The organism is Vibrio sp. M260118 (assembly GCF_036533755.1).
Lineage (GTDB): Bacteria > Pseudomonadota > Gammaproteobacteria > Enterobacterales > Vibrionaceae > Vibrio.
In genome coordinates, this window is the sequence record NZ_JATABG010000014.1 from 1 (window position 1) to 24,864 (window position 24,864).

A 24,864-nucleotide genomic window follows, 5' to 3' on the forward strand; every position below is an offset into this window, starting at 1 on the left:
CAGTTTGGCTGTTGGTTAAGCTGGTTTTCAGCATTTGACGAGTAAAGCCAATGACACCATTGAGTGGTGTTCGTAGCTCGTGTGACATATTGGCCAAGAATTCAGATTTAACTCGAGCTGCTTCTTGTGCGCGCTTTTTGGCTATATCCAGTTCGACGTTTTGAATTTCTAACTGCTCTAAGGTTTCACGTAGATCGGAAGTCGCTTGGTCGATACTGTGTTGCATCTCAACGTGGTATTCCGATAGAGAGACTGCCATCGAGTTGATACCGTTTTTCAGTGAGTCGAGCTCACCGTGCATCTTACCTTCGATACGTACATCCAAGTGGCCGCGACGAATTCTGTCGACCATGTTTTTCATATGTGAGATAGGGCGAGTGACGTCATACATCAAGCGGTAGGCAAACACGGCGGATAAGCCTAGGCCAATCAACAAGACCAAAAATGCCGAGAATATCTCTTGGTACTGCTGCAAGCGAAGGGAAGATAGATCAAGCTCGATCGCGACATATCCAAGTGCTGGATTCGAATTAGGCCCTTTCATCGTTGCAATTAGGCCAGATTCTGCAATCACTGGGGCACGTAGGATTAAGGTATTCTCTTCCAGTTCAGAGTTGAGCAGCAGTGGAATGGGCTCACTACGTGGAAAAGTGAGCAATTCAAAGTTTGGGTGGAAGTTAGAGGTTACAAATAGCTCATGATTGTAGTCGAATACAGCAATACTGCGGACAAACTTGGAATTTTTACGATGCGCATAGCTGATGATACGACGCACCGATTCCCGGCTATTATTTTTTAATCCCTCTTCACTGGCGATGGCCAAAGGTTCAATAATACTTAAACCTGAATTGATTACCTGCTTTTCTAAGTCGTGGTAACGATTAAAAGAGAAAAAAGCACTCAGAAGTAATCCGATAATTAACGTCGGCGCTAAAGTCAGGGTAATAACGCGGGCGCGCAAGCCATATCTTGTCATTATTGTCTAAACATCGCGGTGTGGATATGGGAAAATAACTTCCAAAATAAAAGAAGCCGTCGAAGTAATTGTCTAAGCATAATCAACTCAGTCGGCTCAGACAATGATTCAAGCGTAAAAGCTTGGGACGTATACCTTATAATTAGCATTTCGAGCAATTGGCCGTAAGGTCATAAATAGTAGGCACAAAGCATGGCGCGTTTTTTCCAACCAAAGAAGAAAACTCAACTGAATACAAAGCATCAGTCGGTGACGATTGAAAAGTTGGATCATCATGGCGCAGGCATGGCTTATCAGAACAAAAAGCCTATCTTCATCGAAGGTGCGCTACCGGGTGAGCAGGTTCTGGTTCAATTGACCGAAAGCAAAAGTAAATTCGCTCGTGCTAATCTGATCAAAGTTCAAAAAGCCAGCGAGCAGCGTATTGAGCCTTTTTGTCAGCACTATGCGGATTGTGGTGGTTGTAACATGCAGCATGTTTCGCTTGAGGTTCAGCAGCAACATAAACAGCAGACACTAAGCCAGTTGATGAGCAAGTTCGCTGGTCACTCGATTACGTTGGATGCGCCAGTTATTGGTGCTGAAAAAGGCTATCGTCGCCGTGCGCGAGTGAGCATTAAACTCAACAAGAAAACTCGCCAGCTTGAGTTTGGTTTTCGTAAAAAACACAGCCAAGAGATTGTTACCGTTACTCACTGCCCGGTTCTCGACGCAGATCTAGACGCTTTGCTAGCACCGCTATATGAGCTGTTGCAAGGGTTCTCTCATCAAGATTCTATCGGCCATGTCGAACTGGTTAAAGGTGATAACACCAAAGTGATTGTCTTACGTCATTTAAAAGCGCTAAAAGAGAATGACCGAAGCAGCCTAGAAGCATTCGCTACTCAAAACCAAGCGAGTCTCTACTTGATGCCAGAATCTGACCAACTCAACCGCGTGCTGGGCGATGCTGCCTATTACTTAGAGGCGGGAGTGAAGATTCCATTTGAGCCGAACAACTTTATCCAAGTTAATCAGCAAGTGAATCAACGCATGGTTGAACAAGCGTTATCTTGGCTAGAACTTAGCGAGCAAGATCGGGTACTCGATCTTTTCTGCGGTTTGGGTAACTTTAGCTTGCCAATCGCTGAGCAAGTCGCGAGTGTGGTCGGCGTAGAGGGTGTCGACATTATGGTAGAAAAAGCCTCTCACAATGCACAAATCAATGGCATCGAGAATGCGTCATTCTATCAAGCGAATTTGGAACAAGATGTATCTGGTCAGAGATGGGCAAGCAAAAAATTTGATAAAGTACTCCTTGATCCTGCGCGTGCTGGGGCGAGTGGTATCATAGAGCAGATCTCACATTTAGGTGCGAGTCGTGTTGTGTACGTATCTTGCAACCCTGCAACCCTAGCCCGAGACTCGCAAAGCCTACTTAGCCAAGGCTATAAATTACAAAAATTAGGTATGCTCGATATGTTTCCGCATACAAGCCATTTAGAATCTATGGCGCTCTTTGTAAAGGATTAAACGAACTTCCCAACCCTTCAGTAGTCTGAATTTGGGTGTTCGAGATTAGAAAAATAACAGGACGAAAATAATGGTTGCGGTAAGAAGCGCACATTTAAATCAAGACGAACAGTTTGAGCTAGACAAGTGGATTTCCAGCCTTGGGCAAGAGCCGAAGGTTTCAAAGCGCTTAAAAGAAGTATACCTCAAGGGTGAATCTGTACTCGAAGGCAACGAACAAGGCCAGCTGCTATTGTGGCGTGGACGCGAGATGATAGAAATCCTTGTCACCCTGTCGATGGACAAAGCCACCCTAGTCGCCGCGTTATTGTTCCCGCTAGTGTCTAGTGGAGCCTATGATCGTGAACAGTTTGAAGAAGATTTTGGCAAAGAGACCATCAAATTGATTGATGGCGTTGAAGAGATGGCTGCTTTGGGCCAACTCAACGTTACTCTCGAAGGTAGCGCTGCCTCTTCTCAGGTTGATAACGTACGTCGCATGTTGCTGGCTATGGTGGATGATTTCCGTTGCGTGGTCATTAAGTTGGCTGAACGTATTGCTAATCTGGTGGAAGTGAAAAAAGCGCCAGAAGAGGTACGCCAAGCGGCAGCAAAAGAGTGTGCCAATATTTATGCACCTCTGGCAAACCGCCTTGGTATCGGTCAGCTGAAATGGGAGATGGAAGACTATGCCTTTCGTTACCAACAGCCAGATACTTACAAGCAGATTGCTAAACAGCTATCTGAAAGACGTATTGTGCGTGAGCAGTACATCAAAGACTTTGTCGACGATTTGACTAGCGAAATGCAAGCCTCGAACATCAATGCTGAAGTGAGCGGCCGACCTAAGCACATCTACTCTATCTGGCGAAAAATGCAGAAGAAAGGGTTGGCATTCGACGAGTTGTTTGATGTACGTGCGGTTCGTATTATCGCTGATAAACTGCAAGATTGTTACGCTGCATTAGGCGCAGTCCATACCAAATATAAGCACCTTCCAAGCGAGTTCGATGACTACGTTGCTAACCCCAAGCCTAATGGTTACCAGTCGATTCATACCGTCATTCTAGGCCCTGAAGGCAAGACAATTGAGATCCAGATACGCACCAAAGACATGCATGAGGACTCAGAACTGGGCGTTGCCGCGCACTGGAAATACAAAGAAGGTGGTGGCGGTCGTAGCGGTTACGACGAGAAGATTACCTGGTTGCGTAAACTGCTTGATTGGCAAGAAGAGATGTCAGACTCGGGCGAAATGCTTGATGAACTGCGTAGCCAAGTGTTTGATGACCGCGTGTATGCCTTTACTCCGCGCGGTGACGTCGTCGACCTGCCTATGGGAGCCACACCGCTAGACTTTGCTTACCACATTCACTCTGAAGTAGGGCATCGCTGTATTGGTGCTAAAGTGGCAGGACGTATCGTTCCGTTTACTCATAAGTTAACCATGGGTGACCAAGTCGAAATCATCACCTCGAAAGAGCCGAACCCATCTCGTGACTGGCTCAACCCTAATATGGGCTTTGTGACATCAGGCCGTGCGCGCGCCAAGATTAACGCTTGGTTCCGCAAGCAGAGCCGCGAGAAAAATGTCGAAGCAGGACGTGATATCCTAGAGACTGAACTACAGAAAATCGGTGCGACCCTAAAAGATGCCGAGCTGTATGCATTGAAACGCTTCAATGTAAATAGCACTGATGAACTGTATGTTGGTATTGGCAGCGGCGACTTGCGTATTAACCAAGTGATCAACCACATTAACGCTTTGGTCAACAAACCAACTGCGGAAGAGGAAGATCAGCAAGCGTTAGAAAAGCTGCAAGAAGCTGAAAGCAAAGCGCCAGCGCAGAGTCGCCCGAAGAAAGATGCCGTTGTGGTAGAAGGTGTCGACAACCTAATGACCCATCTAGCTCGATGTTGTCAGCCAATCCCAGGTGATGAGATCGCAGGTTACATTACTCAAGGTCGCGGTATCTCAGTGCACAGAGCCGACTGTGAGCAGTTAGAAGAACTACGTCATCATGCACCTGAACGGATTATCGACACTGTCTGGGGCGGTGGCTTTGTTGGCTCGTATATTTTAACCGTGCGAGTTGAGGCGATGGAGCGTGGTGGTCTGCTTAAAGACATCACCAGCTTGTTTGCTAACGAAAAAATCAAAGTGACCAGTATGAAGAGTCGCGTTGACTACCGTACTCAAATGTCGATCATGGACTTTGATTTAGAAGTGAACAATGTTGATATTCTCCAGCGTGTTTCTAAACGAGTTGAGCAGATTAAAGATGTCATGAGCGTTAAACGCCTCGGCTAATTTTTACGTCGTATTTGGCTTTCTAGCTGCGTTCGCTGCACTTATATCGCCCAATCTTATAGACAAGCAACTTGGTTAGTGAGCAAAGGGGGTGGCGTTTCCACAGCAAAATCCATCTTCTTCGCTGAAAGTGCAGAGCTAGTTGTCACAACTATTGCTAGATTTACTGATATTTTGCGTAGGAAACGTCATTGCTTTGCTGAGTCTAGCAACTAGAAAGGGTGGGTAGTTTTGGCTGCTCACCTTTTTATTTGAATTAAAGTTCTTTAGATAGAAGATTTAAAGGAAGAAGGAAAATGAGCCACCCAATTGAACAGTTAGAACAGATTATGGCGCAGCTTCGTGACCCAGAAAATGGTTGCCCTTGGGATCTTAAACAAAGCTTTGACACTATTGTCCCACATACTATTGAAGAGACCTATGAATTGGTTGATGCGATTCACAATCGAGATTGGCCAAACCTGAAAGAAGAGCTTGGTGATCTGCTATTCCAAGTGATTTTTTACAGCCAACTAGCGAAAGAGCAGCAGCTGTTTGATTTTTCTGAAGTGGTTGAAACGGTCAATGAAAAGTTGACTCGTCGCCATCCTCATGTTTTTTCTGATGTTGAGTTTGAATCTGACGAGCAAATCAATGCTAACTGGGAAGCGGAAAAAGCAAAAGAAAAAGCCCAAGTAGGCAAAACTGAGCAAAGTATTCTAGACTCAATACCAAGCTCTCTGCCAGCCTTATCGCGTGCTACAAAGATTCAGAAAAAGTGCGCTAAATTTGGTTTTGATTGGGATTCATTGGGACCTGTTGCTGACAAAGTTCATGAAGAGATAGATGAAGTCATGGATGAAGCGCTTCAAGTCGATGTCAATCCAGAAAATCTGGAAATGGAGCTGGGGGATTTACTGTTTGCAACAGTGAATTTGGCTCGGCATGTGCAAGTTAATCCAGAATCTGCTTTAAGCAAAGCCAACTTAAAGTTTGTGCGCCGTTTTCAAGCTGTTGAGAGAAGAGTTGCCGGGCAAAATAAACAGTTACAACACTGTTCATTGCAAGAGTTGGATGAGCATTGGAACCAGATAAAGCGTGAAGAGAACAGGTCTGAAAAGTAGATACAGCGAAATGGGACAAGATTGACTCAACTATGTTTTATTTGAGTTTATTCTGTTCATGCAGTTTGATTTGAAGCAAAAAATAAAAAATTGCAGTGTGATAGATTTCACGTTGTGGCGGATAAGGGCTTCTGGTATATTTATATCCCGTCCAGAAGAAATCCATTTTCCCTCATTCAACCAATTTCAGGTTAAACATGACGACAAATTACATTTTTGTTACTGGCGGGGTTGTATCCTCTCTAGGTAAAGGTATTGCAGCAGCATCGCTTGCAGCTATTTTAGAAGCTCGTGGTCTTAAAGTGACTATGATGAAGCTTGACCCTTACATTAACGTTGACCCAGGCACTATGAGCCCAACTCAACACGGTGAGGTGTTCGTCACGGAAGATGGCGCTGAAACTGACCTTGACCTTGGTCACTACGAGCGATTCATTCGCACCAAGATGACTAAGCGCAACAACTTCACTGCAGGTCGTGTTTACGCTGACGTTCTACGTAAAGAGCGTCGTGGTGATTACCTAGGTGCAACCATTCAGGTTATCCCACACATCACTAATGCTATCAAAGATCGCGTGATCGCTGGCTCTGAAGGCCATGATGTCGCTATCGTTGAAGTGGGTGGTACGGTTGGTGATATCGAATCACTGCCATTTATGGAAGCCATTCGTCAGCTAGCAGTAGAGCTAGGCCGTGAGCGCGCGATGTTCATGCACCTGACACTGGTTCCTTACCTTGCAGCAGCGGGCGAAGTAAAAACTAAGCCGACTCAGCACTCTGTTAAAGAGTTGCTATCTATTGGTATCCAGCCAGATATTCTTGTTTGTCGCTCGGATCGTATGATCCCAGCGAATGAACGTAAAAAGATTGCTCTTTTCTGTAACGTTCAAGAAAAAGCGGTTATCTCAATGAAGGACGTAGATTCTATCTACAAGATTCCTCAACTTATCAAGTCTCAAGGTTTAGACGACCTAGTATGTTCTCGTTTCGGTATCACTGCACCTGAAGCAAATCTGTCAGAATGGGAACAGGTAATTTACGAAGAAGCGAACCCTACTGCTGAAGTGACTATCGGTATGGTTGGTAAGTACATCGAACTTCCAGATGCTTACAAATCAGTAAACGAAGCGCTTAAGCACGCAGGCCTCAAAAACCGTCTAAGCGTTAAGATTAAGTACGTTGATTCACAAGATGTAGAGAGCAAAGGCGATGAAGCACTTGCTGGTCTTGACGCAATCCTAGTTCCTGGTGGCTTCGGTGACCGTGGTGTGGAAGGCAAGATCATGGCGGCAAAATACGCTCGTGAGAACAACGTACCTTACCTAGGTATTTGTCTAGGTATGCAAGTGGCACTGATCGAATACGCACGTAACGTTGCGGGTATGGAAGGTGCACACTCAACCGAATTTAACAAAGAGACTAAGTACCCTGTAGTTGGTCTGATTACTGAGTGGGTAGATGGCGAAGGTAACGTTGAAGAACGTACTGAAGCGTCTGACCTTGGCGGCACCATGCGTCTTGGTTCACAGCTGTGTCATCTAGAAAAAGGCACTAAAGCGCGTGAACTTTATGGTAGTGCGACAATTCATGAGCGTCACCGCCACCGTTACGAAGTGAACAACAATCTTCGTCCGCAAATCGAAAAAGCAGGTCTGAAAGTATCTGGTCTGTCTGCAGACAAGAAACTGGTTGAAGTGATTGAGAATCCAGCTCACCCTTGGTTTGTAGCGGCTCAATTCCATCCGGAATTCACTTCAACACCTCGCGATGGTCACCCACTATTTGCAGGTTTCGTAAAAGCGGCTGGTCAATTCCAGCGCGGCGAATTTGAGAAGTAAAGGATACGGGCAGTAGCGTTAGTCGTGCTACTGCCTTTAATTTTGACATTATATATTCAACGAGAAGGAAACATTCAATGTCTAAGATCGTTAAAGTTCTAGGTCGTGAAATCATCGATTCACGTGGTAACCCAACTGTAGAAGCTGAAGTACACCTAGAAGGCGGTTTCGTAGGTATGGCTGCTGCTCCATCTGGCGCATCAACTGGTTCACGTGAAGCTCTTGAGCTACGTGACGGCGACAAAGCTCGTTTCCTAGGTAAAGGTGTTCTTAAAGCTGTTGAAGCTGTAAACGGTGCAATCGCTGAAGCTCTAGTTGGTAAAGACGCTAAAGACCAAGCTGCAATCGACGCAGTAATGATCGAGCTAGACGGTACTGAAAACAAATCTAAGTTCGGTGCTAACGCAATCCTAGCTGTTTCTCTAGCGAACGCTAAAGCTGCTGCTTCTGCTAAAGGCATGCCTTTATACGAGCACATCGCTGAGCTAAACGGTACTGCTGGTCAGTTCTCTATGCCTCTACCAATGATGAACATCATTAACGGTGGTGAGCACGCAGACAACAACGTTGACATCCAAGAGTTCATGATCCAACCAGTTGGCGCTAAGACTCTTAAAGAAGGTCTACGTATTGGTGCAGAAGTATTCCACAACCTAGCTAAAGTTCTTAAGTCTAAAGGCTACAGCACTGCAGTTGGTGACGAAGGTGGTTTCGCTCCTAACCTTAAGTCTAACGCTGAAGCTCTAGAAGTTATCGCAGAAGCTGTAGCTGCTGCTGGTTACGAACTAGGTAAAGACGTTACTCTAGCTATGGACTGTGCTGCATCTGAGTTCTTCGACAAAGAAGCTGGCATCTACAACATGAAAGGCGAAGGTAAGACTTTCTCTTCTGAAGAGTTCAACCACTACCTAGCTGAGCTAGCTAACCAATTCCCAATCGTTTCTATCGAAGACGGTCTAGACGAGTCTGACTGGGATGGCTTCAAGCACCAAACTGAACTACTAGGTGACAAGCTTCAACTAGTAGGTGACGACCTATTCGTTACTAACACTAAGATCCTAGCTGAAGGTATCGAGAAAGGCGTAGCTAACTCTATCCTTATCAAGTTCAACCAAATCGGTTCTCTAACTGAGACTCTAGCTGCAATCAAGATGGCTAAAGACGCAGGTTACACAGCTGTAATCTCTCACCGTTCTGGCGAAACTGAAGATGCAACTATCGCTGATCTAGCGGTAGGTACTGCTGCAGGTCAAATCAAGACTGGTTCTATGAGCCGTTCTGACCGTGTTGCTAAGTACAACCAGCTAATCCGTATCGAAGAAGCTCTAGGCGCTAAAGCTCCTTTCAACGGTCTTAAAGAAGTTAAAGGTCAATAATTCGTCCTGAATTATTAGCTTAAAGCTTTTGAGAAACGCTCTACTTCGGTAGGGCGTTTTTTTTATTGATAAGAACTTATTGAAAAGTAAGCAAAGTAATAACGTTTTTTACGCAAAATATCTGTAAAACTAGCCCTGACCTTTTCAGTGAGTTAAGTACTTTCAGGGGAGTAGATTGGATTTTGCTCCAAAAACGTCATTCCTTTGCTGTTTGTGCGTGAAGGTGTGGTATTTCCGTAGCAAAACCAAATTGCAGGACTAGAGCACGGTGTTGATTGGAACTCTGTACTTCCAATTACAGATGTTTTGCTTAGGAAATATCATTCCTTCGCCTACTTCGCTATCGGCTTAGAGTTTTTAATCGCTATGGCTCTACGCTTCTCCATCTCAGTGCGAATATCAGCGCCTTTGAAGCCATCTTTTATTATGTCTTGTACGTTTACCGAAACAGCCGCTTGGTAGGCTTGCTCAAAGATCGCCTTTTGCGGGTAGTCGATATCTTCAAACCCAGTGCGACCTCGCGAATCCGCCATGCAGCAGAGCAGGATATCTTGCAGGCGTTCTGGCTTGCGCCAAACATCAAACTTGTTTAGCACTTTGAGCTTGGTTTCTGGGCGTAGTTCGGCAGCACGATGGATATTAGAGTGCTGTTCGCAAACTAACAGTGCCAGTTCCTTAAACTCATTGGGTACGTGCACTCGCTCACATAGGGCTTTAATGATTTTTAGCCCAGTGTGACAGTGCATTTTATGGCTTGGCCATTCTGATTCAGGCGTAACACCTTTGCCCAAGTCATGGACTTGAGAGGCAAAGCGTACTGGTAATGAATCACTCAGCAATGCGGCTTGTTTGGCGACCATTAATGTGTGAACACCCGTATCAATTTCAGGATGCCATTTTTCGGGTTGAGGAACGCCAAACAGCGCGTCTAATTCAGGTAGCACGACTTTTAAAGCGCCGCACTGTTGAAGTACCGATATGAATATTTGCGGATTTTGAGTCGACAGCGATTTACACCACTCTTGCCAAACTCGCTCTGGGGTCAGGTGTTTAAGCTCACCAGATTCTGCTATCTCACGCATCAACTCAATAGTTTCACTTGCAACATTAAAGCCTAAATGATGGAGCTTGGCAGCAAAACGAGCAACGCGCAGTACACGCAAGGGATCTTCGGTAAACGCGTCTGAGACGTGACGTAAGATCCGATCTTCAAGATCGCGTTGGCCGTTGAATGGATCGACAATATTGCCCTCTGGATCTTGCGCCATGGCATTAATGGTCAGATCGCGTCTGAGCAGATCCTCTTCTAGAGTGACATCCGCAGCAAAATAGCACTCGAAGCCTGTGTAACCCGAGCCCGTCTTTCTCTCGGTTCTGGCTAGGGCGTGCTCTTCTTTGTTTACTGGGTGGAGAAAAACAGGGAAGTCTTTGCCTACCGCTGTATAGCCTTTGCTTAGTAACTCTGCAGGCGTCGAACCAACTACGACCCAATCTCTATCGTAGACTTCAATATTCAGCAGTTGATCGCGAACTGCGCCGCCGACGAGGTATCTTTGCACTTAGCTCTCCCTTTTGGTTAGTTTGGCATTGGCTAATTGTGCTAGCAATGGTACTTTTCTTAGCACTGAATTCCTAGAGAAGAGAGTCATGTATCAACAACATTTTGCTCTGACAGAGTTACCGTTTTCCATTGTGCCTAACTCTCGTTTCTTGTTTCAAAGTCGGCGCCATAAAGAGGCACTGTTCCAAATCCAAGCTGGACTGGGTGAGGGTGGTGGTTTTGCTATGCTGACTGGCGAAGTTGGAACGGGCAAAACGACTATTGCAAAATCGATATTAAAAACTCTCGCAGACAACACCCGCGCCGGGTTGATTTTAAATCCGACCTTCTCAAATATAGAGTTGCTTGAAGCGATATGTGATGAATTCGGTATCCTCTATGAGGAAAACTCTTCTCTTAAGCAACTCAACCAACTTATTCATCAGTTCCTATTAGATAATCATGCCAACGGTGTACAAACCCTATTAGTTATCGATGAAGCTCAACACTTGTCGGCTGATGTACTTGAGCAACTGCGTCTGCTTACTAACTTAGAAACTGACAGCAAAAAGCTATTGAAAGTACTGCTGATTGGTCAGCCAGAATTACAGCAAAAGTTGCAGATGCCGCAGTTAAGGCAACTGGCTCAACGTATCACTGGCCGCTATCACCTACTGCCGCTAAATCAAGATGAAACTCGCGACTATATAAAGTTTCGACTGGCTTTGGCTGGAGGCTCTCCTGAATTGTTTAACGGGCAATCCATTAAATATATCGCTCGTCAAACGCAGGGCATTCCGCGTCTGATTAACCTTGTGTGTGATGCTAGCCTAAAGCAAGCGTACAGTATCGGAGAGCGTCAACCTAGTCGTTCGACAGTGGAAGGCGCTTGTGATGATGTGATGCGTTTCCAAACTGGCTCGGTTCAATATTCGCCACAGCAATCGTCTACCAATACGTTTCGTCTCTCCCCAGTGTTAATGGCAAGCTTGGTGGGCGGAGTGCTGTCCGTAGCCGCTTACTACTATACCCCAAATGTGCTTATACCCTATGTGAACACTTACTTACATCAGCAGTACCCAATTGTTGAGGCTATTGAACAGGAGAAGCAAGTTTTCCCTCAAGCTTTGAAGCAGTTACTAAATCAAGCCAGTGACCAGGAAGCTGCGATTGCCACACTCTATAAAGTTTGGGGCTACCGCGCTTCGGTATTGGATCAAATGTGCTTGGACAGTGGAGATGACCTTTTTCGCTGCACACTAGCTAACGGCCCTTTAGAACAAGTTTTAGAATCCAATGTTCCAGTCGTTCTCACACTTAATATCGATGGGCAACTTCGCTATGCCGTATTGTACAAAGTCATACAGAGCCAGGTGCAACTGTTGCTAGGTGAGCAGATGCTTGAGTTCGACCGCAAGTGGTTGAGTACTATCTGGCAAGGTGAGTATCGCGAGATATGGCAAAGCTACTGGCAAGAGACCTTAAAACCAGGAATGGAAGGGCAGGCGATTGCAGTTTTAGATCAGCACCTGTCGCAGGTGTTAGGTGAAAAACCGTCGGGTAGTCGGCTATTTGATGAGCGAATAAAGCGCAAGGTGGAGCTGTTCCAACGTTGGCAAGGACTCACCGTTGATGGTATCGCCGGTCAGAGAACTCTTAAGCTACTGGAGAAACTGTCTCAACAACAAGCGCCAAGATTAATGTCTCAAGAGGTGAGCGAAAATGTCTAAAGTTATGCAAGCCTTGGAAAGCTCAGAGCGAAGCCATCAAACATCTGGTCATCTTTACCAGCAGCCTGGTTACTTAGCGTCAGTGCAAAAGTCTAGGTCGAACCTAACGATTAGAATCACGCTTGCGATACTCCCACCTTTGTTGGTTACTGGAGCTGTCTGTTACCAAACCTATCAAATCGAAAAGCAGAAATGGTTAGCGGAGAATGTTGCTCAGTCGGTAATTGTTGAAGTCCCTTTTGAGTTTCAAGTAACACAAGCGCCTGACTTAGGCCCGCTGGAAGCCACCTATCGAAATCATCAAAGTAGTGGTAGTAGTGATGGGTTAATTCAAGCAGAGCAAGAGGCTAAAACACTGGTTGCGTCTCCTGCTAGCAGTACTCAGGGTGATGCTGTAAGCGGTAGCGATGACTTACTTGCTGGGCTGGATTTGTCGCAACTCTCCCCTGAGTTAGCACAACGCTTTGAGTCGGCGTTAAATAGCGAAACAGAGCAAGTGCAATCACAGCGCAACGAGCAGGCATCTAATTTGTCCCATCAAGCAGAGCGTTGGTATGGCAAATTGCCTGCAATGAACTTTCAGACTCATGTCTATTCAAGTAAACCAAATAAGCGTTGGGTGAAGATCAACGGTGTGGAATACAACCAAGGGGAATGGGTCAACAGTGATATTGAACTGGTGGTGATTGAGCCTCAGTCCTGCTTGATTCGCTTTAGAAGAGAGCTGATACGGGTACCTGCTCTCTATGACTGGAAGGGATAGTCTCAGTCTGAAAAAGCTATAGCGATCAAAAAAGGCCACAATCGTGGCCTTTTTGCTATCTAATGATTTGGCTTATGCCCAACCATTAGGTGAACGCTTTCTACGTGGAATGATATGAGGCAGTATCAAGCCAAATAGTAGGCCAATTCCCGCAACACCACCACCGTACATAAAGTACTTAAGCAGCAGATCATCTTTTTGTGTGTCTAGCTTAGCGCGCAGCTTACGAACTTCCTCTTGAGAAGCTGATAGCTGCTTGCTCATATCGCTGTAACCTTGTTCTAGTTCACTGATTTGCGTGTTACGAGTCTCTAGTGAGTCAATTAGGCCCGCTTTCTCTTGGTCTGCGTTTGAACGTGCATTCGCTAGCTTCTCTTTTACATCAGCCAGCTCTTTCTCAAGCTTAGGGAGGCGAAGCGCCATACTTTCTTGCTTGGTTACGAAACGGCTTTCAACCCAACCTTTACGACCTTTGCTATCTTGAACTTGAGTGTAGCCAGTGTCGCGGTTAGCAGAGATAAGCTTCACTTTATCGCCCGCATCCACGCTACCAATAATACGGAATTGGTTGCTTGGGCCAGAATGCATGTAAGTGAATAGTTTATCAGAGATGTAGCGGTCTTGAGCCAACGCTGCCGGAACAGCAAGCATTGATGCTAAAACGAAGCAAACCAGTTTTTTCACGGTAAATCCTTTAACAGTCTAAGAGGGTCTGCAAACCCATTTTCTATTTCTTTGCTAACGCCAAATAGTAAGTAGTTTCTGGGTTGACTGCAACAAAGAAGGGAGGCTTAGCCTCCCTTTATGCGGTTTTGAGTCAATAATGACAACGATTTAACAAATCACTGACTTAATTGATTACACAAACATTGCTTGAATTGCGTAGAAGAATACCACAGCAAGTAGTGCACCTGCTGGTAGAGTAACAATCCAAGAAGCAACAATGTTACGTACTACGCCAAGGTTTAGCGCCGCAATACCACGTGCAAAACCAACCCCCAATACTGCACCAACTAGAGTTTGAGTGGTAGAGATTGGTAAGCCAGTACCCGATGCTAGTACTACAGTACAAGCTGTTGCTAGCTGAGCAGCAAAACCACGGCTAGGAGTTAGCTCTGTAATACCCGTACCTACGGTAGCCATAACTTTATGACCAAGAGTTGCAAGACCAACAACGATACCGAAACCACCTAGAGGTAGAATCCACCATGCGATGGTGCTCTTACCGGTAATCTCACCCATGTGCTCTACTGTTGATACAACCGCAGACAGTGGACCAATCGCGTTAGCTACGTCGTTCGAGCCGTGAGCAAATGCCATCGCACACGCCGTGATCACCATTAGCACACTGAAGATACCTTCAACGCCAGCGAACCCGTGGTCATCTTCGCGGCTCGCAAACTTCTTCTGGATGTAGATGTAACCACCAATCATGATGATTGCTGATACACCCGCTGCCCATGCCCAAGCTTCGCCGTTTGATAGGTGAAGACCTACGTGTTTAAGACCTTTCTTGATCGTTACCAGAGCGATAACCATAGTGGTGATAAACATGTATACAGGAACAAAGCGTTTTGCGTTAAATAGAGGTTTCTCGGTATCGAAAATCAGTCGCTGAGCGCTGACAAAAATCACGTAGGCAAAGAAGCCTGAAATAACTGGTGTAATGATCCAGCTACCAACGATACCTTGTACTGAGCCCCAGTCTACCGCCTCTGTACCTACAGATACACATGCAAAACCGATGATGGCACCGATGATTGAGTGAGTCGTAGAAACAGGCCAACCCATGTAAGAAGCAAGCAGTAGCCATGTACCTGCAGCAAGAAGTGCAGACATCATACCGTAGACGAGTACGTCAGGTTGGTGAGCAAATAGGGACGTTTCAATTACGCCTTTACGGATAGTGTCGGTTACTTCACCACCTGCTAAATATGCACCGGCAAATTCAAAGATCATCGCGATGATGATTGCTTGTTTAACCGTTAGAGCCTTTGAGCCTACTGATGTACCCATCGCATTAGCAACGTCATTCGCGCCAATACCAATCGCCATCAAAAAGCCAAATAGTGCTGCAATAATAATCAGGACAGTGCCGTAGTTCGCAAGGATATCCATCGTAATACCTAGTTGTTGATAACAAGCGGAGCAAAATTTAAGCACGAAAAAGCCCCTTAAGCGTGTCAGTATTTATCGCTTAAAAGGGGTGTGAACTAGTTTGATGCTCTTCGTTATTTGGTTAACTTATTTTATGAGCGAGATAACATTACTTCTAGACGCGCACCAACACGCTGCGCCTGATCAGCAATACCACCTACCCACTCTAGAATTTTGTAAAGGAACATCACATCAATCGGATTCAGGTCTGCTTCAAGCGCCATTAATTGTTGGCGAAGTTCAACCTGCATCGCGTCAGTGTCGTCCTCAATCACATCCAGTTGATGGATCATTTCAGCCACGAGTGTTACTTCACGGCCTTTGAATCCAGTTTCCAATAACTCATCAAGCTCATTGATAACTTTTTGTGCTTGGTTAGCTGCGTCTAAACAGCGCTTTACGTAAGCAATAAAGTTTTCTTGAAGAGGTTCAGGGATAGTCATTTGACGGCCGTATACGCGACCAGAAATGTCTTTAGCAAGGTTTGCTAGTTTGTCTTGCTGCGTTAGTAGTTCTAGCATGTCGCTACGATCTACAGGCATAAACAAACCGCGAGGAAGTTTTAGACGAATTTCACGCTTTAACACGTCGGCTTCTTTCTCTAGATGAGAAATCTGGGCACGAATTTCAGCTGCTTTATCCCAATCACCCTTTGAACTTACTTCAAAGAAATTGACTAGGTGCGAGCAACATTCGTTTACACACACAACGTGGCGCTGCAAAGGTTTAATAGGGGACTTTGCAAATAACCCCATAATTGTATTTACTGGCATGGTCATTCAACCCAATTAATATAACCTAAAAACTAACATACACCATTTCATGGCGAAATGTTGAACGATGGCTATAAAGGCGCGCATGTTAACCCATTAAATCACTCATTAAAACTGTTTTAGATCATCAATAGGGCGATATTTCTTTCTTGCCGAGTAAGAAAATTGGCAATATCCTGTTGCTATCAGCGTTGAAAGGTAAAACTATGGAAACCGAGATAGAACTGAAGTTTTTTGTTTCTCCCGATTTTTCAGAGACTTTGCGACAAAAGATCTCCGAAACAAAAGTACTTCAGCACAGTTGTCGAGAGTTAGGGAACACTTATTTCGATACGCCAGACCAGTGGTTACGTCAATATGACATTGGGCTTCGTATTCGTCGTTTTGATGGTGTCTATGTACAAACAGTGAAAACTGCCGGGCGTGTTGTGGCCGGTTTACACCAAAGACCTGAGTTCAATGCAGAGCATGACAGCAACGAGCCTGACCTAACCTTACACCCGCAAGATATTTGGCCAGCAGGGAAAGATGTCGCCACCTTGCAAGCTGAGCTACAACCTCTATTTTCGACCAATTTCACACGTGAGCAGTGGCTGATTGGTATGCCAGATGGTAGCCAAGTCGAAGTGGCCTTTGACCAAGGTAAAGTAGAAGCGAATGGCAAAGACGATCCTATCTGTGAAGTTGAACTAGAGCTTAAATCTGGTCAAACCGATGCGCTGTTTACCCTAGCGAGAAGCTTTTCTGAGCAAGGAGGTATGCGTTTAGGCAACTTGAGTAAAGCCGCTAAGGGCTATCGTTTGGCGATGGACTATGCTGGCGATGAAGTGAAGCCTCTATCTTTAGTTAGCACTGATAAGACGGACACGGTTGAGTCCTGCTTTATTAACTCGCTAGAACACGCGCTGACTCACTGGCACTACCATGAGCAGATCTACACCGAGCGTGAGTCTATTGAAGCGGTACACGAAATTAAAAACTCGCTCAGTTTCATCCGCCAGATTTTGACTGTATATGGTGGTGTGGTCCCGCGCCGTGCCAGTGCCATTTTGCGTCAAGAGCTCAAGTGGTTAGAGCAAGACCTTGAGTGGTTGAACGATTATGACTATTTAGAAGACCTACTCGACGACAAAGGTCATGCGCTGCGTAAACTGGATGCGCGCAAGTTCTTAGTTGGTGAGTTAACTGAACTTCAGGAGCAACTGCCAAATCGCGAGCAGATTCTAGAACTGCTTAACTCAGCTCGTTATACCGGATTGCTACTTGATCTGAGCCGTTGGATCTTAACCCGCGGATGGCAGCCATTTTTAGATGATAAATCTAGAGAGAAGATGGCGCTCAATGTTGAACATTTCTCTGTGCAGCAACTGGACCGTACTTGGGCTGAGCTTATTGAGGCTTTCCCGCCGGAGCAAACCCTCACTAGTGCAGATTACATCCAGCAGCAGTATCGCTTGATGCGTAACCTCTATACTGGGGTGAGCTTTGCGAGCTTATTCGATATTGAAGAGCGTGATGGCTTCCGCCTGCCTTGGAGTGATTTGCTCCATGGTACCGATGATCTGCTTAAGCTGAAAACATTGGAGCAATTGGTGGAAAAGCTAGAGGGCGAAGAGCGAGAACAGCTTGAGCGATGGCTAGCACGCCAAGAGAGCTCGATTCTTCATGCGATGGAGCAGACGCGAGTTATCTGTATCGAAGCGGAACCGTACTGGCGTGATTAAAGCGGCGGAATTAAGTACAAAGGGATCGTTAATGATCCCTTTTTTGTTGCTGTTGTTCAATTCGCTCTAAACGTTCGAGTATTTCATTTTGTTTTTCTACTACCTCTAGCAGCAGGCGCTCTTTATGTTCGGAGCGATGGGTCTGGGACTTTGATGGTGACGTTATCATTGATGTGACCAGTCCAGAGATCATACCGAACAATCCTACGCCACATATGATCAAGCCAGCGGCTAGAATACGCCCCCCATCCGTGACCGGATAGTGATCGCCGTAACCCACAGTAGAAATCGTCACAAGCGCCCACCACATAGCATCGCCACCATCACGAATATTGGCATCAGCCGAATGGCCTTCTAGAAACAGCATCATGCTTGAGCCTACAGTTAGTAAAATCACCATCAGTAGCAGAATAGAAGCTAAGGTGGTCTCTTGTCTATTCTTTAGTAGTTGACTGATGACGCCACGGCTTGAGCGGATAACCAATATCACTCGCAAAATTGAGAATAATCTTGCGTAGCGCAGCGGCTCAACCATAGGGATACTTGCCACGAAATCTATCCAGTGGCGGTGCATGAATTGCACACGGTTTGCGGAGCGGATCAAATCTATACTTAATTGCAGTATGAATATGCTGCAGATTACAAAGTCTAGGCCGATAAGTACTTGTCGAGTTTTTGGGTCTAACGGAAAAAATAACAGGCCAGAGATCACAAATAGCGCCATAAAAGACAAGATTAGTGATAGCAAGCTCATCGGCTTTGTATCGTTTTTGATATTATCTTTATTCATACGAGGCTCGAAATAAATAAAATGCAGTGAAACCAGAGGATTGAGTCCCCAATACGCTCACTCTAGTACAAAGCGCTGCAAATACAAAATAGACAAAATGGAGAACGAACAATGACCAAATTGGCGTTTAAGCCATGGGAGAAGGTGATCACTGATGTGCGCCTAGTACCCAAGATGGTAATGTTGATGGTGTTCAGTACTGTGCTGATCATTGGTAAGCAGTTGTGGGACGCGAGTACTTTCTACGAATCTATTTTGGCAGTTTCGCAAAATGCGCAAGTTGCTCAAGAGCACTACGAAGCGTATTTAGTTCAAGTTGTTTGGCAGACGGTAATTATGATCGCAGTATTTGTGGTCTTGCTGTTGTTTGCTGCTCGCGTGATGCTACGTCAAACTCAGTACTTGAGTGACTCGATTAAATTGATGGCGCAAAAAGACCTCTCTTCGCCGATCGATATGGAATGTAAAGACGAGTACGGTGATGTAGCGCGTGAATTAGAAAAAACTCGTACGCAGCTTCACGAAGTGATCCGTATGCAGGTTGATGCTTCTCAAGAGCTAGCGGGATTGACTGAAGTGATGACGCTTAGCATGTCTGAAACCAAAGAGTCTGCGCAAGAAGAGTTCAATGAGATTGATCAACTAGCGACCGCAATGAGCGAGATGACCTCAACGGTACAAACTGTCGCTGACCATGCGCAAAATGCGTCTTCATTGACTGAAAGTGCTTCAACTCAGGCAGCAACAGGTCAACGTTTTGTCCAAGATACAGTGGTTAAAATCAGTGAGCTTTCACAAGATATCTCAGCATCAGCTCAAGCGGTGAACCAAGTAGAAGAGAGTGTTGAATCGATTGGTAGTGTTGTAGGTACGATTCAAGGCATCTCTGAACAGACTAACCTTTTAGCACTTAATGCTGCTATCGAAGCGGCGCGAGCAGGTGAAGCTGGGCGTGGTTTTGCGGTTGTTGCAGATGAAGTACGTAACCTTGCACAGCGCACTCAACAAGCAACAGTTGAAATCCAAGAGATGATCACTCAGTTACAATCGAGTGCAAACTCAGCGGTAGAGCTGATGGAGAAGAGTGTAGTAGAAGCGGCAGAGGGCGTTGAACTGGTGACCAATGCAGGTAGCGAGTTGGATGGCATTGTTGGACAGGTTAATCAAATCAACGATATGAACTTCCAGATTGCAACAGCGGCTGGCGAACAGAGCAGTGTGGCAGAAGAGATGAACCAGAACCTGACCAATGTACGTGAATTGGTTGAAGCATCAGTGACAGTGGTATCTGAGCTACTGGAAACGTCTGAAATCATGCAGCAGAACGCTGAAGAGTTAGACCAAAAAATTACTTCATTTAAGGTTTAGCTTCTCAACTTAACCGATACAAAACGCCCACTAACTACTAGTGGGCGTTTTTTATTGATATAAATAAGGGGTTACCCTTCTCTTGATTGGCATTTCTCTACAAGGATGAATCATGCAATTGCCCGACAGTCTGAGCGCTATTTCCCACTCTGCCCTTGAATCATTATCTGAATCGCAAGCGATTGAAAGCTGGCCACAAGATTTGCGACAGCAGTTAAGCTACGTAGCGGGTTTAAGCAAATTTATAACTGAAACGCTGTGTAGTGATGAGCATTTAACTCATCAACTGCCAAATATGCTCGCAGAAAGCTCACGCTGTGAAAAATACCGAGAGCGTTTAGCTGAACTATTGAGTCAGTGCAGTGATGAGGTTCAAGGCCATCGAGTATTAAGGCAATTTCGCAATCGAGAGATGACCTATATTGCATGGCGTGATTTTACAGCGTCATGGCAGCTTGAGGAGAGCTTGGAGCATTTGTCGCAACTGGCAGAAGCGATGATCTTTGAAACCTACCAATGGCAATACAAAGCGTGTTGTGAACAGTGGGGAACGCCGACCAACGCGGAAGGTAAAGCGCAACCTATGCTTATTATCGGTATGGGTAAGCTTGGTGGGGGAGAGCTTAACTTTTCATCTGATATCGATCTGATCTTTACCTATCCTGAGAATGGTGAGACTCAAGGCACTCGCCGCAGTATCGCCAACGCACAGTTTTTTACTCGCTTAGGGCAGCGGATCATTAAGGCTTTAGACCAGCAAACTTTTGATGGCTTCTGTTATCGCGTTGATATGCGTTTACGCCCGTTCGGAGACAGCGGCCCACTCGTTATGAGCTATGCGGCACTAGAAGATTACTATCAAGAGCAAGGCCGTGATTGGGAACGCTACGCAATGATCAAAGCGCGTGTAATGGGCAGCGAAATGTACCCGCAATACCAAGAGCTGCGTCAAATGCTGCGTCCGTTTGTCTTCCGTCGCTACATTGATTTCAGTGCGATTCAGTCCTTGCGTCGAATGAAATCGATGATCAGTAGCGAAGTTCGCCGTCGTGGATTAAGCAACAACATTAAGCTTGGTGCTGGTGGCATTCGCGAAATTGAGTTTATCGCTCAAGTGTTTCAGCTGATTCGTGGCGGTCGCGAGCCGAGCTTGCGTCAACGAGGTCTATTACAAACTATCGACGCCATTGAGGAACTTGAACAGTTAGAGGCGAGTGAGACTGTTCAGTTGCGTGCAGCATATAAGTTCCTGCGCCGTTTAGAGAACCTTCTTCAAGCTATGGCTGACAAGCAGACGCAGACTCTACCTGAGTCGGATATTGAGCAGCTACAGTTAGCCGTGGCAATGGGGTTCGAGCAGTGGCCAGAACTGATGTCTGAGGTTAAACAGCATATGGCTAACGTCCATGCAGTGTTTGACACTCTAATCGGCGCGGAAGAGGAAGAGGCGCAAGATATTGCTCCGCATTTCAATGAACTGTGGGATATGGCGGCGAAACAAGATGTGATTGAGCACATTTTGCAGCAAGACATCAAAGTCGATGATCCACAAAGAATGGCGCAAACCATTATTGAGTTTAAGCGAGACCTCGCGAAGAAGACCCTAGGTCCTCGTGGTCGCGAAGTGTTGAATAAGCTGATGCCAAAGATCTTCGCCGCTATCTATAGCCATAAAGATGCCAAGTTTGGTTTGCCGCGTGTGCTTCACTTATTGCATAAAATCGTCACCCGCACCACGTACTTGGAGTTACTTGATGAACATCAAGCGGCTTTGGTACAGCTAGTTCGATTGTGTACTGCAAGTCCAATGATTTCGGAACAGTTGGGGCGTTATCCGATCTTATTGGATGAGTTGATTGATCCTCAGCAGCTCTACAATCCAGTCCCTCTGGAGAGCTATCGTACTGAACTGCGCGATTTCCTTGCTCGCATTCCAGAAGATGATATGGAACAACAGATGGAGGCGCTGCGTCAGTTTAAACAGATCTGTATCTTAAGAATTGCCGCAGCCGACATTGCGGAAGTGTTGCCAGTAATGAAGGTGAGTGATCACTTAACCTATCTTGCCGAGGCGATCGTTGAGTCGGTAATCAACCAAGCTTGGTTGCAGATGAAGGAGAAATACGGTGAGCCAACACACGTCAAAGAGCGTGATGGCAAAGGTTTCGCTGTAGTTGGTTACGGAAAAGTTGGCGGTTGGGAGCTTGGTTATAATTCAGATCTCGATATTGTGTTTATGCATGATTGCCCTGTTCACGTATACACAGATGGAAAGAAAGAGATTGATGGACGTCAGTTTTATCTACGCTTAGCACAGCGAATTATCCATATCTTCTCCACTCGAACAGCGTCGGGGATCTTGTACGAAGTCGATACTCGCCTACGTCCTTCGGGGGCTTCTGGCCTGTTGGTTAGCCCAACCGATGCCTTTGATGAGTACCAGCGCCAAGAAGCGTGGACATGGGAGCATCAAGCGCTTGTTCGTGCGCGTATGATCTACGGTGATGAACCGCTGCAACAAGCATTTGCCCAAACTCGTCACGACATTCTTAGCCTAGAGCGAGACGAAGCTAAGCTGATTAAAGATGTGTCTGAAATGCGGGTGAAAATGCGCGACCATCTTGGTGGTAAAAAAGCAGGTCGCTTTATGCTTAAGCAAGATCCTGGTGGGATCACCGACGTGGAATTTTTAGCTCAGTACCTTGTCTTACGCTACAGCCACCAAAAACCTAAGCTGACCCGTTGGAGTGACAACGTGCGGATTTTCGAAAGTATGATGGCGCAAGGAATCATGGAAGAGGGGGCTGCGATGGCATTGACCAATGCCTACACGACAATGCGTGATCAAATTCATCACCGCAACTTGTTGAACTTGGATGCCGATGTTGCTGAGGACAAATTCGCCAGCGAGCGTGAGCTTGTGACGAAACTATGGCATGAGTGGTTAGAATAGCGATGAATTATGCTAAACTCTTGCCCGAAATAGAATTTGGAGAACCATAATGAAGCCAATCCTACCTAACTACAGCGATTCTGGAGTGCTGATCATCGGCGACGTCATGTTAGATCGCTACTGGTACGGCCCGACTGGACGAATCTCACCAGAAGCCCCTGTTCCTGTAGTAAAAGTAGAAAACAATGAGGAGCGCCCTGGTGGTGCTGCAAACGTAGCAATGAACATCGCCTCTCTTGGCGGTCATGCTCATATTGTTGGCTTAACAGGAATTGATGAGCCTGCAAAAGTACTCAACGAAACGCTATCTGCACTGAAAGTGAAATGTGATTTTGTTGGCTTACCAAATTACCCAACTATTACTAAGCTTCGCGTGCTGAGCCGAGGTCAGCAATTGATCCGATTGGATTTTGAAGACAAGTTTGAAAACGTCGACGCTGAGCTGATCTTAGACCGTATGGAACAAGCACTGCCAAAAGTAAAATCGGTGGTACTGTCTGATTACGCGAAAGGTGCTCTGGAGCATGTACAACAGTTTATTCAGAAAGCGCGCGCCGCTAAAGTGCCTGTGTTTATCGACCCTAAAGGTGCAGACTTTGAACGTTACCGCGGTGCAACACTGCTAACGCCAAACATGGCTGAATTCGAGCTTGTTGTTGGTAAAGTTAAGTCTGAAGAAGAGCTAGTTGAAAAGGGCTTAGCACTACTTGAAGAGTTTGATTTTGAAGCGCTACTTGTGACTCGTAGTGAGCATGGTATGACGCTACTACGTCGCGATCAGGAACCATTCCACCTACCGACTCAAGCAAAAGAAGTGTACGACGTTACAGGTGCTGGTGATACGGTAATTTCTGTACTGGCAGCTTCTGTCGCAGCGGGTAAACCTCTTGATGAAGCGTGTGCTCTAGCCAATGCAGCCGCGGGTGTGGTTGTTGGCAAACTGGGTACATCAACGGTTTCTACTATCGAGCTTGCAGAAGCGGTTCATGGTAGCCAAGACACTGACTTTGGTGTAATCGCTGAGCAAGGCTTGATTGAAGCTGTGAAAAAGGCGCAAGCGAAAGGCGAGAAGGTGGTCATGACCAATGGCTGTTTCGATATTCTTCACGCAGGTCATGTCTCTTATTTAAACCATGCCTCTGAGCTCGGTGACCGCTTGATTGTTGCAGTGAATACCGATGAATCAGTGAAACGCCTTAAAGGCCCTGGCCGCCCGGTGAACCCGACAGATCGCCGTATGGCAGTATTAGCCGGTCTTGGTGCGGTTGATTGGGTAGTGCCTTTTGGTGAAGATACGCCGCAGCGTTTGATCTCTGAAGTTCTACCTGACTTGCTAGTAAAAGGTGGTGATTACAAGCCAGAAGAGATTGCTGGTGGTAAAGAAGTTATCGCCAATGGTGGTGAAGTGAAGGTACTTAACTTCGAAGATGGTTGTTCCACCACTGAGATTATCGATGCAATTAAAGGTGGTCGAGGCTAGTTTCTATTACGAATCAAAAAATGCTCGCTAAATGGCGAGCATTTTTATATCCAACACATATAAAAATGGAGCCGGTTGGCTCCATTTTTTGATAAAGAGTTGATTACTCTTCTAGGTCACCACAGAAGCGGTAGCCTTCACCGTGAATCGTTGCAATGATTTCTGGTGTACCAGAAACTGATTCAAAGTGCTTACGAATACGACGAATTGTTACGTCAACAGTACGGTCATGTGGCTTAAGCTCACGACCTGTCATTTTCTTAAGCAGGTCTGCACGAGTTTGGATCTTGCCCGGGTTTTCACAGAAGTGAAGTAGGGCACGGAACTCAGAGCGTGGTAGCTTGTAGCCATCGCCACTAGGGCTAACTAATGAGCGGCTGTTGATATCTAGTACCCAACCATTGAACTCATATTTTTCTACGCTACGCTTCTCTTCACTTACAGCACTAGAGTTCATTGAGCGATTGAGTAGGTTACGAGCACGGATAGTC

Annotated in this window: 18 protein-coding genes; 11 read left to right on the forward strand and 7 right to left on the reverse strand. The window is 45.9% G+C overall.

What is annotated here, in order from left to right; translation table 11 throughout:
* Window positions 1-976 (reverse strand): histidine kinase dimerization/phospho-acceptor domain-containing protein (locus tag QTO00_RS01990; protein WP_331422641.1); only part of this gene is annotated, 976 nt, incomplete at its 3' end.
* 192 nt (window positions 977-1,168) lie between these two features.
* On the opposite strand from QTO00_RS01990, the gene rlmD reads away from it, so the two are divergent.
* From rlmD to eno, 5 genes are all read left to right on the forward strand, one after another.
* On the forward strand, window positions 1,169-2,488 hold the full coding sequence (rlmD, locus tag QTO00_RS01995) for a 23S rRNA (uracil(1939)-C(5))-methyltransferase RlmD (RefSeq protein ID WP_331422642.1): 1,320 nt from the start codon (window positions 1,169-1,171) through the stop codon (window positions 2,486-2,488).
* 70 nt (window positions 2,489-2,558) lie between these two features.
* Entirely contained in the window at window positions 2,559-4,778 is a 2,220-nt protein-coding gene (gene relA / locus QTO00_RS02000) for a GTP diphosphokinase (RefSeq protein ID WP_331422643.1), read from the forward strand.
* Between the two features lie 296 nt (window positions 4,779-5,074).
* Entirely contained in the window at window positions 5,075-5,881 is an 807-nt protein-coding gene (gene mazG, locus QTO00_RS02005) for a nucleoside triphosphate pyrophosphohydrolase (RefSeq protein WP_331422644.1), read from the forward strand.
* Window positions 5,882-6,078: 197 nt separating this feature from the next.
* Window positions 6,079-7,719 (forward strand): CTP synthase, encoded by a 1,641-nt coding sequence (locus QTO00_RS02010; protein ID WP_331422645.1) that lies wholly within the window; start codon window positions 6,079-6,081, stop codon window positions 7,717-7,719.
* Window positions 7,720-7,796: 77 nt separating this feature from the next.
* Window positions 7,797-9,095 carry a phosphopyruvate hydratase gene (gene eno, locus QTO00_RS02015; protein WP_331422646.1) on the forward strand — a complete coding sequence of 433 codons (1,299 nt, stop codon included), beginning with the start codon at window positions 7,797-7,799 and terminating at the stop codon, window positions 9,093-9,095.
* Window positions 9,096-9,427: 332 nt separating this feature from the next.
* Here the strand turns inward: eno and QTO00_RS02020 are convergent, their stop codons facing one another.
* Window positions 9,428-10,654: a multifunctional CCA addition/repair protein gene (locus QTO00_RS02020; protein WP_331422647.1), complete on the reverse strand. Its 1,227-nt coding sequence runs from the start codon at window positions 10,652-10,654 to the stop codon at window positions 9,428-9,430.
* Window positions 10,655-10,742: 88 nt separating this feature from the next.
* Here QTO00_RS02020 and QTO00_RS02025 point away from each other — a divergent pair, with 88 nt between their 5' ends.
* Window positions 10,743-12,365: an ExeA family protein gene (locus tag QTO00_RS02025; protein ID WP_331422648.1), complete on the forward strand. Its 1,623-nt coding sequence runs from the start codon at window positions 10,743-10,745 to the stop codon at window positions 12,363-12,365.
* Window positions 12,358-13,128: a general secretion pathway protein GspB gene (locus QTO00_RS02030; protein ID WP_331422649.1), complete on the forward strand. Its 771-nt coding sequence runs from the start codon at window positions 12,358-12,360 to the stop codon at window positions 13,126-13,128. Before QTO00_RS02025 ends, QTO00_RS02030 begins: the two co-directional genes overlap by 8 nt.
* A gap of 72 nt (window positions 13,129-13,200) precedes the next feature.
* Here QTO00_RS02030 and QTO00_RS02035 read toward each other — a convergent pair whose 3' ends face one another.
* The 3 genes from QTO00_RS02035 to QTO00_RS02045 all read right to left on the reverse strand — a co-directional run bounded on the left by QTO00_RS02035 (window position 13,201) and on the right by QTO00_RS02045 (window position 16,058).
* Window positions 13,201-13,812 carry a TIGR04211 family SH3 domain-containing protein gene (locus tag QTO00_RS02035; protein ID WP_331422650.1) on the reverse strand — a complete coding sequence of 204 codons (612 nt, stop codon included), beginning with the start codon at window positions 13,810-13,812 and terminating at the stop codon, window positions 13,201-13,203.
* 174 nt (window positions 13,813-13,986) lie between these two features.
* Window positions 13,987-15,246: an inorganic phosphate transporter gene (locus QTO00_RS02040; protein ID WP_331422658.1), complete on the reverse strand. Its 1,260-nt coding sequence runs from the start codon at window positions 15,244-15,246 to the stop codon at window positions 13,987-13,989.
* 131 nt (window positions 15,247-15,377) lie between these two features.
* Window positions 15,378-16,058 (reverse strand): TIGR00153 family protein, encoded by a 681-nt coding sequence (locus tag QTO00_RS02045; RefSeq protein ID WP_331422651.1) that lies wholly within the window; start codon window positions 16,056-16,058, stop codon window positions 15,378-15,380.
* A gap of 206 nt (window positions 16,059-16,264) precedes the next feature.
* Between QTO00_RS02045 and QTO00_RS02050 the strand changes: the two genes are divergently transcribed.
* Window positions 16,265-17,782 (forward strand): CYTH and CHAD domain-containing protein, encoded by a 1,518-nt coding sequence (locus tag QTO00_RS02050; protein WP_331422652.1) that lies wholly within the window; start codon window positions 16,265-16,267, stop codon window positions 17,780-17,782.
* Window positions 17,783-17,810: 28 nt separating this feature from the next.
* Here QTO00_RS02050 and QTO00_RS02055 read toward each other — a convergent pair whose 3' ends face one another.
* Window positions 17,811-18,572 (reverse strand): potassium channel family protein, encoded by a 762-nt coding sequence (locus QTO00_RS02055; protein WP_331422653.1) that lies wholly within the window; start codon window positions 18,570-18,572, stop codon window positions 17,811-17,813.
* A gap of 111 nt (window positions 18,573-18,683) precedes the next feature.
* Here QTO00_RS02055 and QTO00_RS02060 point away from each other — a divergent pair, with 111 nt between their 5' ends.
* The 3 genes from QTO00_RS02060 to hldE all read left to right on the forward strand — a co-directional run bounded on the left by QTO00_RS02060 (window position 18,684) and on the right by hldE (window position 24,373).
* Entirely contained in the window at window positions 18,684-19,940 is a 1,257-nt protein-coding gene (locus QTO00_RS02060; RefSeq protein ID WP_331422654.1) for a methyl-accepting chemotaxis protein, read from the forward strand.
* A gap of 112 nt (window positions 19,941-20,052) precedes the next feature.
* Window positions 20,053-22,893, forward strand: a complete 2,841-nt coding sequence (gene glnE, locus QTO00_RS02065; protein ID WP_331422655.1) for a bifunctional [glutamate--ammonia ligase]-adenylyl-L-tyrosine phosphorylase/[glutamate--ammonia-ligase] adenylyltransferase — start codon at window positions 20,053-20,055, stop codon at window positions 22,891-22,893.
* A 49-nt stretch (window positions 22,894-22,942) separates the two neighbouring features.
* A complete protein-coding gene (hldE, locus tag QTO00_RS02070) occupies window positions 22,943-24,373 on the forward strand; it encodes a bifunctional D-glycero-beta-D-manno-heptose-7-phosphate kinase/D-glycero-beta-D-manno-heptose 1-phosphate adenylyltransferase HldE (protein WP_331422656.1) in 1,431 nt (476 codons plus the stop codon).
* A gap of 103 nt (window positions 24,374-24,476) precedes the next feature.
* Here the strand turns inward: hldE and QTO00_RS02075 are convergent.
* Window positions 24,477-24,864 (reverse strand): winged helix-turn-helix domain-containing protein (locus QTO00_RS02075; RefSeq protein WP_331422657.1); only part of this gene is annotated, 388 nt, incomplete at its 5' end.

What these genes read in the sequence shown, in the direction of transcription:
- rlmD (WP_331422642.1), top strand. Translation starts at nt 1,169, where the DNA reads ATGGCGCGTTTTTTCCAACCAAAGAAGAAAACTCAACTGAATACAAAG.
- relA (WP_331422643.1), top strand. Translation starts at nt 2,559, where the DNA reads ATGGTTGCGGTAAGAAGCGCACATTTAAATCAAGACGAACAGTTTGAG.
- mazG (WP_331422644.1), top strand. Translation starts at nt 5,075, where the DNA reads ATGAGCCACCCAATTGAACAGTTAGAACAGATTATGGCGCAGCTTCGT.
- QTO00_RS02010 (WP_331422645.1), top strand. Translation starts at nt 6,079, where the DNA reads ATGACGACAAATTACATTTTTGTTACTGGCGGGGTTGTATCCTCTCTA.
- eno (WP_331422646.1), top strand. Translation starts at nt 7,797, where the DNA reads ATGTCTAAGATCGTTAAAGTTCTAGGTCGTGAAATCATCGATTCACGT.
- QTO00_RS02025 (WP_331422648.1), top strand. Translation starts at nt 10,743, where the DNA reads ATGTATCAACAACATTTTGCTCTGACAGAGTTACCGTTTTCCATTGTG.
- QTO00_RS02030 (WP_331422649.1), top strand. Translation starts at nt 12,358, where the DNA reads ATGTCTAAAGTTATGCAAGCCTTGGAAAGCTCAGAGCGAAGCCATCAA.
- QTO00_RS02040 (WP_331422658.1), bottom strand. Translation starts at nt 15,246, where the DNA reads ATGGATATCCTTGCGAACTACGGCACTGTCCTGATTATTATTGCAGCA.
- QTO00_RS02045 (WP_331422651.1), bottom strand. Translation starts at nt 16,058, where the DNA reads ATGCCAGTAAATACAATTATGGGGTTATTTGCAAAGTCCCCTATTAAA.
- QTO00_RS02050 (WP_331422652.1), top strand. Translation starts at nt 16,265, where the DNA reads ATGGAAACCGAGATAGAACTGAAGTTTTTTGTTTCTCCCGATTTTTCA.
- QTO00_RS02055 (WP_331422653.1), bottom strand. Translation starts at nt 18,572, where the DNA reads ATGAATAAAGATAATATCAAAAACGATACAAAGCCGATGAGCTTGCTA.
- QTO00_RS02060 (WP_331422654.1), top strand. Translation starts at nt 18,684, where the DNA reads ATGACCAAATTGGCGTTTAAGCCATGGGAGAAGGTGATCACTGATGTG.
- glnE (WP_331422655.1), top strand. Translation starts at nt 20,053, where the DNA reads ATGCAATTGCCCGACAGTCTGAGCGCTATTTCCCACTCTGCCCTTGAA.
- hldE (WP_331422656.1), top strand. Translation starts at nt 22,943, where the DNA reads ATGAAGCCAATCCTACCTAACTACAGCGATTCTGGAGTGCTGATCATC.